Origin of the sequence: Vibrio sp. TRT 17S01 (genome assembly GCF_050113695.1) — a bacterium.
In the GTDB taxonomy this organism is placed as follows: Bacteria; Pseudomonadota; Gammaproteobacteria; order Enterobacterales; family Vibrionaceae; genus Vibrio.
Genome location: NZ_JBNJOG010000001.1, coordinates 408,163 through 421,591 on the forward strand (window position 1 = coordinate 408,163; position 13,429 = coordinate 421,591).

11 protein-coding genes are annotated in these 13,429 nt (G+C 43.3%); 7 read left to right on the forward strand and 4 right to left on the reverse strand.

Annotated elements, in window-relative coordinates; genetic code table 11:
- The first annotated feature begins 137 nt into the window (after positions 1–137).
- Complete coding sequence (locus tag ACQEXS_RS01825) at positions 138–1,667, forward strand: sensor domain-containing diguanylate cyclase (RefSeq protein WP_427012599.1); 1,530 nt, start codon at positions 138–140, stop codon at positions 1,665–1,667.
- Between the two features lie 88 nt (positions 1,668–1,755).
- Complete coding sequence (locus ACQEXS_RS01830) at positions 1,756–2,286, forward strand: exonuclease domain-containing protein (protein WP_367988815.1); 531 nt, start codon at positions 1,756–1,758, stop codon at positions 2,284–2,286.
- A gap of 40 nt (positions 2,287–2,326) precedes the next feature.
- Here ACQEXS_RS01830 and ACQEXS_RS01835 read toward each other — a convergent pair whose 3' ends face one another.
- From ACQEXS_RS01835 to ACQEXS_RS01845, 3 genes are all read right to left on the reverse strand, one after another.
- Positions 2,327–2,779 carry a TerB family tellurite resistance protein gene (locus tag ACQEXS_RS01835; RefSeq protein ID WP_427010245.1) on the reverse strand — a complete coding sequence of 151 codons (453 nt, stop codon included), beginning with the start codon at positions 2,777–2,779 and terminating at the stop codon, positions 2,327–2,329.
- 172 nt (positions 2,780–2,951) lie between these two features.
- Positions 2,952–4,874 carry a PTS fructose transporter subunit IIABC gene (locus ACQEXS_RS01840; RefSeq protein WP_427012600.1) on the reverse strand — a complete coding sequence of 641 codons (1,923 nt, stop codon included), beginning with the start codon at positions 4,872–4,874 and terminating at the stop codon, positions 2,952–2,954.
- 190 nt (positions 4,875–5,064) lie between these two features.
- Positions 5,065–6,123, reverse strand: a complete 1,059-nt coding sequence (locus ACQEXS_RS01845; RefSeq protein WP_427012601.1) for a hypothetical protein — start codon at positions 6,121–6,123, stop codon at positions 5,065–5,067.
- A 114-nt stretch (positions 6,124–6,237) separates the two neighbouring features.
- Here ACQEXS_RS01845 and ACQEXS_RS01850 point away from each other — a divergent pair, with 114 nt between their 5' ends.
- On the forward strand, positions 6,238–7,020 hold the full coding sequence (locus tag ACQEXS_RS01850) for a phytanoyl-CoA dioxygenase family protein (RefSeq protein WP_427012602.1): 783 nt from the start codon (positions 6,238–6,240) through the stop codon (positions 7,018–7,020).
- A gap of 53 nt (positions 7,021–7,073) precedes the next feature.
- On the opposite strand, the gene ACQEXS_RS01855 is transcribed toward ACQEXS_RS01850, so the two are convergent.
- On the reverse strand, positions 7,074–7,760 hold the full coding sequence (locus ACQEXS_RS01855) for a GntR family transcriptional regulator (protein WP_427012603.1): 687 nt from the start codon (positions 7,758–7,760) through the stop codon (positions 7,074–7,076).
- A gap of 240 nt (positions 7,761–8,000) precedes the next feature.
- Between ACQEXS_RS01855 and ACQEXS_RS01860 the strand changes: the two genes are divergently transcribed.
- The 4 genes from ACQEXS_RS01860 to manA are packed head-to-tail and all read left to right on the forward strand — an operon-like array spanning position 8,001 to position 13,428.
- Positions 8,001–10,292 (forward strand): pyruvate formate lyase family protein, encoded by a 2,292-nt coding sequence (locus tag ACQEXS_RS01860; RefSeq protein WP_427012604.1) that lies wholly within the window; start codon positions 8,001–8,003, stop codon positions 10,290–10,292.
- Positions 10,293–10,328: 36 nt separating this feature from the next.
- Positions 10,329–11,231 carry a glycyl-radical enzyme activating protein gene (locus ACQEXS_RS01865; RefSeq protein ID WP_427012605.1) on the forward strand — a complete coding sequence of 301 codons (903 nt, stop codon included), beginning with the start codon at positions 10,329–10,331 and terminating at the stop codon, positions 11,229–11,231.
- Positions 11,232–11,245: 14 nt separating this feature from the next.
- Entirely contained in the window at positions 11,246–12,238 is a 993-nt protein-coding gene (locus tag ACQEXS_RS01870; protein WP_427012606.1) for a Gfo/Idh/MocA family protein, read from the forward strand.
- 2 nt (positions 12,239–12,240) lie between these two features.
- Positions 12,241–13,428, forward strand: a complete 1,188-nt coding sequence (manA, locus tag ACQEXS_RS01875) for a mannose-6-phosphate isomerase, class I (RefSeq protein WP_427012607.1) — start codon at positions 12,241–12,243, stop codon at positions 13,426–13,428.
- Position 13,429 lies beyond the last annotated feature (1 nt).

Here is a 13,429-nt window from a genome sequence, read left to right on the forward strand (position 1 = left end):
TTTGTTCGCTTTTTTTACCCTAATGGATTTTTGTACGTGCTCTAGGTTGTATTTTTAGTTGTAATTCATAATTGTGCTTTCTGAGTTGGGATTGCTAGAGTTAGAATGACATCGATTAAACTTAAGCAATTCGGACCATGTATCTTATTTTCAATAAGAAATTCTTACTTCCTTTGGCTGCATTCGTTTTTACGATGATAGTGACGATGTTCTTCGTCTTTTTTTCCTACTCAGCACAGCAGCGCTATTTAACTTCATTGTTGGATAACCTTGCTCAGCGACAGGTTCAAACGCTACAAGAATATGTTGAACATGACTTAAGTTATATTGGCTCCGGTGCTAATTTTTTCTACGCTACGTTTCCTGAAGACTGGGATCAGTTTGATGTTTTTGCTAAGCGGCTTATTGATGGCAGTGATACGCTGATTGGTTTGCAGTGGATGCAAAAAGTAGAGAAGCAAGATCTCGATGCGCATATAAAAGAAGTACGTAAAACCTTCCCTTCTTTTGAAATCTATACCATTCCTAAAGATGGCCCTAAAACCATGGGTTATATCATGCAAGATGACCAACCTATTTTCGTCGCATCCGATATATATCCACGTACTAAAGCCAACCTCGATCTTCTAGGTTTTTATTCATCTCGTGTCAGATTCCAGCTTGTTCTTGATGCCATGCGCATCACGCATAAACCCAATGTTTCGGATAAAGTCCGACTGCTTCAAGATGGGCTGGATCAAAGTCTGAAAAAAGAAGGGATGCTTGTTTACCACCCAGTGTTTGATCTTTTTGATGACCAACAGATGATTGGCGTGGTTGTTGGGGTGATCCGAACTACGCGCTACTTTGAACAATTGATGGTAAGAACGGCAACAGAGCAAAGGTTATTAGTAAAAGTAACCGATTTAGGTTTTGATGCTGAAGACGACCCTATTTTATTTCAAAGCCCAGAATGGAATGCAATTGAAGGCATGGGCAGTGTTAAAAAAGTGGTGCTGCCAAATAGAGAATGGATGGTGGAGTTTAAGCTCGAGAAAAGTACGTCGGGTATTGAGCGGATGGTCTTGAAAGGCGTTGCTCTAGCGGGGCTCGTGATTGCGATCTTAGTGAGCTATATCGTGTTTATGATGGTACGTGCAAAAGAGCAACTGTCAGTACTACTCGACGAACGAACCAAAGAGTTACAGTTCCTTGTAAGTCATGATGCTTTGACGGGTCTGTACAATCGGCGTGCATTTAATAGTGCGCTTGCTGACTATATTGCACGTGGTCGAAAATTTACCCTAATCGGTTTTGATATAGATAACTTTAAATTAATCAATGATGAACACGGCCATGTCGCTGGTGATGAAATGTTGATCCATGTTTCCAAAGTTATTAACAACAAACTGAAGCGTGGTGACATGTTTGTTCGGATGGGAGGTGACGAATTCAGTATTCTGACCGAAGTTGTAAATCCTATTTTGCTGAAAGAGTATCTTGAAGAAATTCGAGTTGCTGTTGAACAGTCTGAATACCAGTTTGCAGAGCATCAAATATCTTGCACATTGAGTATTGGTGCCGTTGTTCGGGATAACCACAATGAAGAATCATTAATACAAGCTGCGGATAGCCAACTGTATCTAAGCAAGAAAGCGGGCCGAAACTGCTGTTCAATTGCTGATTAACTCAGCAAACGATTTTGCATGAGTCGAGTTTTTCCTTTAGCTAGGGTAAAATTTAGCGCTTTAACGACTTTCACACTAAAGGCGAGCGATGAACCACAACCGCATAGTTTGTTTCGATTTGGAAATGTGCTGCTGGAACAAAGATGGCGTAGGGACAACTGGAGAAATTATCGAAGTTGGCTTGGCTGAGATCGATATTGCCAAAGGTGAAATTGTAAAGCGTGCTCAATATTATGTGAAGCCTGAGCATGATGAAGTTTCATTGTTTTGTGCTGAACTTACTGGAATCACACCTCGGAAAATTGAAAAGCAGGGACGGCCACTTGCGTCAGTTATTCAATCGATGATCAAAAACTTTGGTGGCTCCAATAAGATCTATGCGGCGTGGGGGCGTGACGATTTAGTCTTGATGAAAGAGTGTCAGCAGAAAGGCATCGATGCACCATTTCGTGAGTTCATTAACTTAGCAACCTTATATCGAATTCAGAACCGCCTTAAAGATAAGCGCATCGGTCATCGTGCTGCTCAAGAAGCGAAGGGCATTGAATGGGAAGGGCGACAACATTCTGGCTATGTTGATGCCTATAACCTAGCTAAGCTAGCGTTAACTATGCTGTAAAGAACAACGGGGGGAGCGAAATGCTCCCCCCGTGTTGTTTCTAGGGCTTGCCGTCAGTGACTGACAGTTTTGCCCGTATAAATTCACTATGATCCACATAGAGTAGTTCTGCCGCCTTGCGAATGACCGCATCTTCTAGAGGATCAATTTCACCATCGGCATGTGCGACTTCCCACATTGCTTTGATAAGCTCAAAGCGTGTTTCCTGAGAAAGCTCTCGCAACTGAGAAGTAAAGTCGTAAAGGGAAGCGGAGTCTTTGACTCGTAGCTCAGCCCGTTGCAATAGCCGGTCTGATTCTTCTTCTGTTAAGCCTAAAAGACGGACGAGCAACTGATGCTTAGCTTCCTTTTCTTTCACATCAATTTGATGATCGGCTCCTGCCACTTCGCAAAGTAATGAAGCGATAGCAAGGTTGGCATCGTTTGTATTTTGCTGGGAAAGATCGTTGCCTTCCAGTAATTGTTTGAACAAAGAGGTGATCGAATTAAACATCGTCACGTTTCTCCTCTAATCGAGTCAATACGATTAAGATGGTGGCGAAGTCGAGAAATAACAAGTTTGGTTTCTAATTTGATTTGAAAGAGTAAATGATTGCAGTGTCATGGTCACAATGAAATAGGGGTATCAGTTAATACCCCTAATAAATTCAAGCGTGGGCGGGTTACTATTGTGCGGTTACCTGTCCTTGTTGTGCTGCTGCGATACGATTTAGACGCATCTTCTTCAATGCAATAGCGATTGCGGCTGTGGTGATTGCACCAATTGCCATGGCAAGTAAAGCGAGCAGTGGTTTGTTGAATGCACCAAGTAGTACAACGATCGGGCCACCGTGAGCCACATTACATGTTAAGCCAAATGTGAAGCCTAATACACACGCAACGGCTGAGCCGATCATGTTGGCTGGGATCACTGCAAATGGGTCGCGAGCGGCAAACGGAATCGCACCTTCAGATATGCCGACCATTCCCATCGCTGTGGCTGCTTTAGCGTTCTCTACTTCTTCTCCTTCAAATAGGTTCATTTTACTGCCGATGAAGGCGGCGAGAGCCATACCGAGTGGCGCTACAGGAATGGCAGCAGCTTGTGCACCCATAAATTGAGTCTGACCTTCTGCAATCAACCCAACACTGAAGAGGAATGCGACCTTGCCAAAAGGCCCACCCATGTCAAAGCCTTGCATCAAGCCGATAACAATACCAATAATAATTACATTGCCTGTAGAAAGGTTTGCAAGCACCTCATTCATGGTTTCCATGATGCCGGCGATAGGGGCACCAATGATGAAGATGAAGACGGCGGCAATAAAAAGTGAACCAGCAATGGGAGCGATCATGATTGGTACAAGTGGTTGAATCATCTTCGAATAGTTGAAGCTCACAATCCATTTAACGAAGTAACCCACAAGCAAGCCCGCGATGATAGCACCGATGAAACCTGTACCAGCGCCAGCGTCGTAGAACGAACCGTTGTTGGCAATCCAACCGCCAATTAAACCCGGAGCCAGCCCCGGCCGGTCAGCGATCGCATAGGCGATGTAACCAGCTAAAACTGGAATCATCAGCGTAAAGCCAACCACACCAACATCAAGAATCTTATTCCAGAGGCTACCTTCAGGAATCGCTAAACCACCCGGTGTAGGTTCTCCACCAATGGCAAGCGCAAGTGCGATGAGAATACCGCCCACAACCACAAATGGGATCATGTGGGATACACCATTCATTAGGTACTTATATAAATCTTTTCCAGATCCACCCGGACCAGTAACGCTTGCCGTTTGTGATGCGGCTTTATTATCACCCTCGAAAATAGGCGCATTCAATGCTTGCTCGATCAGTTTATCGGCTTCTTTGATGGCTGCTTTCACACCTGTAATGACTACTTTTTTACCCGCGAATCGATTGAGATCCACTTGTTTATCACAAGCAACCACAATTGCATCTGCGCGTTCGATATCCGCTTTTGTTGGGGTGTTGCGTACGCCTATAGAACCGTTGGTTTCGACGCAGTGTTCATACCCCATCTCTGTTGCGGCTTTTTCGATGGCTTCTGCTGCGAGGTAAGTGTGAGCGACACCAGTTGGGCACCCAGTCACACCGATAATAAACCCTTTCTTGGTCGCATGCTCGGTGGGTACTTCTTTATTCTCTTTTGAAATTAAAGCCAGTGCTGCTTCGGTGGTCTTCGCAGATTTCAAACTGTCAAGAAAAGCGGGTTCGATGAGCTTTGAAGAAAGACTTGCGAGCACCTCAATATGAAAATCAGAAGCTTGCTCTGGAGAGGCAATCATGAAGAACACTTCAGAAGGTTTGCCATCTTCGGCACCATAATCAATACCGGACTTACTAATTCCGACAGCAATCGCTGGTGATATAACGGCAGAACTTTTTGCATGAGGAAGAGCAACGCCGTCTTCAAATCCAGTGTTGCCCGTTTGTTCACGTTCCCATAAATCTTGAATGAATTGTTCTTTGTCTGACACTTTACCTGCTGATACTAGGACTTCAGCAAGTTCGTCGAACGCAGACTCTTTATCTTTAGCAGCTAAATCAAGTTTGATTAATTGCTCATTTAGGATCTCTTTTATCATAATGCAGATCTCATCGTTATATGTAGGGTGTATTGTTTATATGTATTTACAAATTCCAATCCATCTTATGTGCTCCAATTCTGTCTTAAATTGACATTAATCATATTTTTCTATTGTCGTAGATTGTAATTTACTCAATTTTAATTAAAGTGTGAGTTTGGTAACGCTGAGGAGTTTGAAAACTTAAGCACTAGTTTTCTTTTTTTGTTATGTCAAATTTCTTTGAGTGGCATTTTATTTGATATGGAAGACTTTGATGCGCACGCCATTGGCTAATGAGAAGTGTTTTTTCATCAATCGGTAATACATCATGGACATGAATAAACAATGAGTCAGCTTGAGCTTGTTTTGGGTGCAAGTCTTTGTCGGTATGTTCAGGCATCGCCGAGCCAATGGTGGTTACGACTTCTCCTTGCTTATTCAGTATGATGACAAAACCACTTTCATCTAAACGGTTAACATAGTTTGTCATTGCGTCATTGCTGACAACGGGGCCAGACCAACACACGCCTGCGTATAAGTACTCCCCTAAAATGGCTGCTCTGCAAGGGTATATCCCCGGCAAATATGTCTCATCAACGAATTCACCACTCAACGTAAAGTGTTTAAATCGGGACTGTTTACGAGATGAAATGACCAGAAGCGGATCACCCTTGGTATCCGTAAACCTGGGGTCGATTGCGATACCATGTGGATTGATAAGTGAAGAATCACTTGGTGCTTTTTCGCTTCCACCGAACGAAAATTGGTATGCCCCGTCTTGGGTAAAGCAATGGATGTAGCTAGCACCGTAGCCATCTGCAACATAGATATTGCCATTCGGCGCCACACAGGTTTCGGTTGGGTTATAAGTCAGTGGGTCACGATAAAGTCCTAATTCAAATGGATTGGAAAAGGTGTGCAGTACCTCTCCATCTAACGTGGCCTTAACCACTTCCCCAAGGCCTTTTTTCACTATTCCATTATGTTCAGTCACACCCGTTTGGGTGATCAATAAGTATTCAACACCATCATGTTCAAACAGGGTTAACCCGTGACAGCCGTCGTAGCCGAGCGTCCAATCTGTAATGAATTCACCATTTGAGGAAAATACGAGGATGTTATTGGCTGGGTGATCTACTGATAGGAAAACTCTACCGTCTTTACTACAAACGAGTTCATGACAATTCTCTATTTGTATGTGCTCCGGAACCTGTGCCCAATCTCTGTTTATGGTGAGATTCGTTGTGTAAGCTTTTTCTTCTGCCATAAATCCTCCCTTTTTAATAACAACACTTTCCATAATGAAATGATTCTATGTTTGCATAATGTCACTAATTTTATTAATTTGTAAATACAAATAAATAAAGAAAGGGATGGTTCAATGATTATTTCAAACTTAGAGCAGATTTCAGAGCTGGAGAGACAGCGTCTCTATGGACAATATCGTAAAGACGGTTATGTACTGCCTAAAGCACCGTTATTCCAATCGTCTGACTTTGCTGAGTTAAAAGGTATTTTCGAATCCTTGCTAGAAAATAAAGGCGATATGCGAGCCGATGAGCTTAACCGGCCACACTATAACGACCCGAGGCTGTTTAAGTTCCTGACGGCTGAGCCAGTATTGGCGTTGGTGGAGTCTATCATTGGTCCTAATATTGGCCTTTGGAGTAGCCACTTCATCTGTAAAGAACCGTATATCGGCCGAAAAACACCGTGGCATGAAGATTCAAAATATTGGGAAGGGCGTATTGATCGTATGGATAAGCTTGCGACGATTTGGTTGGCGATAGATCCCTCGAAAAAAGAGAACGGTTGCATGCGGGTCATTCCGGGAACGCACCTTATCGAAGAAGATTTTGAATATGTGGCGGTGGATAAGGTGTCGCATACTTTCGCTACCGAGCTACACAGCCGCTACTATAACGAGGATGATGCGGTTTATTTTGAATTGGAGCCCAATTATTGCTCGATTCACGATGGTCGTATTTTTCACGGCGCTCTACCGAATCATAGTGAATTGAGACGATGTGGCTATACCATGCGTTATGTTTCGTTAGACTGCAAAATCAACCCAGATCATCCAGACAATCACACGCATCGTTTATATCATTTACGTGGTGAGAATGTGGCGAAAAATAAAGTTATTTTGCCACCAAAGTTCTAGCAAAAATGTGAATGTAGAAGTGGCTTGATGAGGCATCAAGCCATTTGGAACAATTAGCGAATAGAAACGGTTGTGATCTCGTTAGAGGCTAAAGTTTCAATTGTATATTGCGCCAGAACGGAGTGAAGCAAATATACGTTATGTGCAATCACCAATGTGACGTGATTTGGCTCGGTTCTTAGTAAGAACGCTTCCTTTTCACTGAGAGTCTTACCGGATATGGTTTTCGCATCGTGACTGATATTTTGTCCGGCTACGTTTTCAATATAATTCAGTACTGAATGTTCACAATGCGTCGCGTTGAAGTCAGGAAATAAGCTGACTGGCATCCACGTTTCCTCAAGCATTGCAGGTTCACCATTGATAATGCGCATGCGCTTGTAATGGTGAAGAGCAGCGCCAACTTCAAGTTTAAATTTATTTGCCAGTGCCGCCGTTGCTGGTACCTGAGAAAATTCCAATACGATACTCTTGAGATCGGTTTCTTTGTTGATCCGCTCAGAAATACTCGTGAGATTATTGTCTTGATAAAATTCTGGAGGATTAACAAACATCCCTGAACCTTGGCGAGAATGGACAAACGATTCTTGCTTGAGTTTCTCGATTGCCTTGCGAAGTGTGGGTCTACTAACTCCGAACTTATTTGCAAGTGCATGTTCACCGTCTAATTGCGACCACGCAGGGTAGGTATTATTGACGATATCGGATTTAATTGCTTGGTAAACCTCTACATATTTCATATCAAATGTTCTTTCTTATCTCAATCTAGAAGCTGTTAACACATATTCTGTACGAAAAACTAAATTAAGCCTCGTTAGGTTGAGTACATGCTAACAGAGTTACTCAGTATAAAGTAGACAAATCATGATACTGCTTGATTTATGATCAAGATCATCAATTTACTTTCTTGTGATTGATTTGTATTTACATATTTTTGTTGTGGGTTTAGTTTTGCTTTATCGCCTCGAGAGGAACTAACTATGTCATCAAAAATCGACAACAACCCAAGCCAAGTGGATGTAAACAAGAAAATACCTTGTGAAAAAGATAGCCTGACCCAGTTAGCTATCATGGAAGCATACACACAAGCACATCAATCCGAAGAGGATGTTTATCTTCGTGAAGTGAAGTGTTTGGAGCAGTTGTATCCAGTTTTGTTTAGACAAATTGAAGAAGAGGATTGTGTTGTTGGGCGTGTAGATGCGTTGGCGATTGGCTTTGGTAGCGTGACTTCAGTCGGTGGTGTTGGTCACTACTGCAATTTTGATAAGCTCGCGGCATTTAAAAATGAGCTTGAAGTACCTGAACATCAGCGCGTTGATGCGCTTCTTGAGTACTGGAAAGTCCATGACACGCGCTCTATTTATTTTCGCCAAACATTAAATGATGCAACGTTAGGTAAGTTTGTGGATGTCAATTATCCAGCGATTGCGACCGCTCGTTTGAGCGGAATGTACCTTGATTACAACAAGCTGATTGATCATGGTATTCAAGGCATGCGCGTCATGATTGCCGATAAGCTGGTCAACGCAAAAGCCGCTGGTGATGTAAAAGCACAGTCATTACACAAGGCTTTTTTAGGCTGCCTTGATATTTTAGAAAACGTGATTGATCACCATATTGCGTTGTGCGCTAAAACGTTAAGCGCTGCCACGAGCTTAACTCGCAAGCACCAAATGAACACTCTGATCGATGCTTTAACCGCGATTCGTAGAGATAAACCGCAAACCTTTCTTCAAGGAATACAGTTATCTTGGCTGTTTAGCCTTTGTGCTGGTGTAGTGAACTATGGCCGTATGGATGATTACCTCGGTGATCTTTTGGCTGCTGATTTAGAAACTGGCCGCATCACCAAACGCCAAGCGATTGATTATATCCGCTCACATTATCGGTTGATTGAAGCTCGAAAAACGACGGTTAATGGCCGTGTAGTGGTTGGTGGGAAAGGTCGCCGTAATCCAGAGACGGCCGATGTTTATTGCCGTTTAGCTATCCAAGCGGTTCGGGAGAACCAAGATACAGAGCCACAGTTTACCCTGCGATTTTTCAAAGGGATGAATAACGATGTTTATCAAGAGGCTTTAGATGCCATCGGAGAAGGATTGACTTACCCCATTCTTTATAACGATGACGTGAACATTCCTGCGGTAATGAAGTCGATGCAGATCTCCGAAGAAGATGCCGAGCACTATGTGCCATTTGGCTGTGGTGAGTTTGTGTTATCAGGCAAGAGTGTCGGAACGCCAAATACATGTATTAACATTCTGAAGATTTTGAATATATCACTGACTGGTGGAACAGACTTTTGGGACGGTAAGGACAAAAGCGGTGGAACTGCTTTAATTCAACCAGAGCACATAACGACGTTTGAAGAGGTGATGCAAAATTATCGTGATCTTTTGGATTACTACATTGAAATAACCTCCAAAGCGCAAGCTTTCTCTTATGAAGTGATGAACCAAGAAGTAGGTTTTCTGTTCACCAGTATGCTAACGGATGATTGTATTGGTCGAAGTAAGGCTTTGCTGGATGGTGGAGTTTACAAGTTAGGTGGCACTAATGAGACCTATGGTAATACCAACGCCTATGATTCACTTGCGGCCATTAAACGTGTGATTTTTGAAGAGAAGAAATACAGCTATCAAGAGTTGATCGCTGCGTTGCAGGTCGATTTCAATGGTTACGACAGAATGAAATACGACCTCATTCAGGCACCAAAATTTGGCAATGATGACCCTTTCGTCGACGACATTGCCGTAGAGATGCATGAGTACATTTGTAATGGTATCAAGGATTCAGCAGCAAAGGTCGGTTTAGACAGCTATCTGGTTGTGATCATCAATAACCAAGTGAATACCGAATGGGGACGAGCGACGAGCGCGTCTGCTGATGGCCGTCATCAAGGTGTTTACATGAGCAATGCTAACAACCCACAGAGTGGGGCAGATAAGAATGGCCCAACCGCCATGTTGAATTCATTGGCGAAGTTAAAAGCGGAGGTTCATGCCGGGTCAGTACAGAATATGAAGTTCAGCAAGAACATGTACCGAGAGAAGCGCTTGATTATTGAAGCATTGCTTGATGGCTATTTTGAACAGGGTGGCCCGCAGATCATGGTGAGCGTTGTAGGTAAAGGTGAGCTTGAAGATGCTTACCACAACCCGGAAAAGTATCCGAACTTAGTGGTTCGAGTGGGAGGATTTAGCGCACGTTTTGTCAACTTAGATAAAGATGTTCAGCTAGAGATCCTCAATCGAACGCTAAATGATTAAAGCTGCTCGACTTCTTATCGCATATAAGTGAAGCATATGAACGGCATTGTTTTCGACATTCAAAAATTCAGCGTGAATGATGGACCCGGTGTTCGGACGGCCGTTTTTTTAAAAGGCTGTCAAATGAAATGTGTGTGGTGCCATAACCCAGAATCGCTGAGTGTGAAGCCACAACTCTCTTTCTCGAAAGATAAGTGCATTGGGTGTCGTGAATGTGAAAGGGTGTGTCCCAATGGGGTACACACCTTCGATCAGCAAGGTCTTCATCAGGTTGATTTTTCTCTGTGTGATGCTTGCGGACAGTGTGTTGATGCGTGCATTCAGAATGCACTTAAGATTTATGGGAAAGAGCAAAGCGTCGATGAGGTTTTTGCTGAAGTGATCAAGGATAAAATCTACTTTGATAAGTCCGGCGGTGGGATCACGCTTTCTGGAGGGGAAGCGCTGAAGCAATTTAACTTCTCCTTGGCACTAGCAAAAAAATGCAAAGCACATGGTATTCATGTCTGTGTAGAAACGAATGGTGCATCCAAGCCGCACCATTACCGCGAGATTGCGCCGTATGTAGATTTATTTCTCTTTGACTACAAAGCCACCGGTGAAAAGAAACACAAGCAACTTACCGGGCTTTCACAACATTTCGTGTTGCAGAATCTGGCGGTATTGAATGATATCGGCGCCAAGATCATTCTTCGCTGTCCTATTATTCCCGGTTACAACCTCTCCGACGCGCACTTAGAAGCGATTGCGCAACTGAGTCATTCGATGCCAAGTATCCAAAAAATCGAACTCTTGCCTTATCACAACTTTGGCAAAGGCAAGGCGGAAGCAATAGGTGAAGACTATGCCGTGAATGCCAAGGTGCCTGATCAAGAACATATCAATGAATGGCTTGAACGAGTTCGCTCTTATGGTGTAATTGACGTTAGTTTAAGTTGAGAGAGGCTCGGAACATGATTAATTTTGCAGTGATAGGTACAAACTGGATTACGGAAAAGTTCGTTGAAGCGGCGCAGGAGACTGGTTTAATGAAGCTCGCCGCCGTTTATTCGCGGGCGGCAACGTCAGCGCAAGAGTTTGCAGAGAAATTCAATATTGATTCGATTGAAACGGACTTAACCAGCCTTGCGCAGCGCAAGGATATACAAGCTATCTACATCGCTTCGCCAAACTCATTCCACTGTGCTCAATCTATCTTAATGATGTCTCATGGTAAGCACGTCATCTGTGAAAAGCCAATTGCGTCTAACTTGGATGAAGCAAAACAAATGTTCCAAGTTGCACAAGAAAATAACGTCATTCTCTTTGAAGCCTACAAAACACAGTACTTGCCAAATTTCGCTGTGTTGAAGCAGGTATTAGATAGCATCGGAAAAATTCATAAGGTGCACCTTACATACTGCCAGTATTCATCGCGTTATCAACGCTATCTTGATGGGGAGAATCCGAACACTTTTAATCCTGAGTTTTCTAACGGCTCATTGGTGGATATCGGGTTTTATTGTGTCTCGGCGATGGTTTCCTTGTTTGGAGAGCCCTTAAGTTTTTCATCTCGGGCAGCCTTGTTGGAATCGGGCGTTGATGGGCATGGTTCCGCGTCGTTTGAGTACCCAGATTTTTCAGTTGAGGTCTCTCATTCGAAAGTCTCTAACGGCTATGCGCCAAGTGAAATTCAAGGTGAAGAAGGTGCCATCTTGATCGACTATATCGCGGAGCTCAATCGGTTTACCGTTCACTATCGCAATGGCTTGATTGAACAGCACGAACTGCCTCAATCTGACAACTCGATGTTTTATGAAGCGAAAGCTTTTGCTGAACACATTATTGAACAGAAAAGTTATGACAATCGGCGGGCTCTAATTGTCTCAAGGCTCCTGACAGAAATACGCAGGAGTAATGGGGTCATCTATCCAGCTGATGCGAAGGCGAATCTCAGCAAGGTATAAACATGACACTGTATAAACTTGATAACGTTATTCAAAACTACGCTTGGGGCAGCAACAGCTCAATTGGTTCATTGTTTGGTATTGCTAACCCAAACAATGAACCTCAAGCTGAAATTTGGATGGGAGTTCATCCAAATGGTTGTTCAAAAGTGGCAGAATCAGGTCAACTACTATCAGAGCTGATTCAACAAGATAGAGAAAGGTTATTAGGTGAATATACGGCTTACCGTTTTGGGGACTTGCCATACTTATTTAAAGTGCTTTCTGCTCAAACGCCGCTGTCGATTCAGGTCCATCCGAATAAACGTAAATCGGAAGTGGGTTATGCGCGCGAAAATGATCAAGGAATTGAGTTAAACGCGTCAAATCGCAACTACAAAGATGCAAATCATAAGCCTGAAATGGTCTATGCGCTTACGTTTTTCAAGGCGATGAATGGTTTTCGTCCGATAGAGCAGATTGTCGCTTTGTTCAAAGAAATTGATATCCCCACCTTAGCGGTAGACGTCGCTTTATTAGAATCAGAACAAACCAGCCAGAGTTTGCAGACGTTTTTTAAAACGATTATGTCACTGGAAGGGAAGCGTAAAGAGGCGGCATTAAGTGAGTTATATACTGCATATGAGCGTCCAGCGAAAACCTTTATCGGCCGTGAAGCGCTAGCTTACAGTGCAGACTTTCGAACGTACTACAAGGACGATATTGGATTGTTTGCTCCTTTGCTGCTCAACACCATAGAACTAGCGCCAGGAGAAGCGATGTACCTCCATGCTGAAACGCCTCATGCGTATGTTTATGGGACGGCTTTAGAAATTATGGCGAATTCCGATAATGTATTACGTGCTGGCCTGACGCCTAAATACATCGACGTTTCAGAGTTGATTAACAACACCATTTTTAAGTCCATTGCGCCAGAAACGTTGAAGCTCTCTCCCACAATGAAGGATGGCAAACTGTCTTACCCGATACCCGTCGATGACTTTGGTTTTGATATTCTGTTTTCTGAGGTAGACCCCCAAACACAGTATGTTCGCGGCGCCGAAATTGTTTTTTGTGTTGAAGGTGAAGTGACGATAACAGACAGGCAAAAGCAATTGACGCTAACATCCGGAGAGTCGGTTTTTATCGCAAACGACTCGAAAGCGTATCAGTACTTCGGTTCAGGAACCTTGGCACGCGCCTACAACTAAC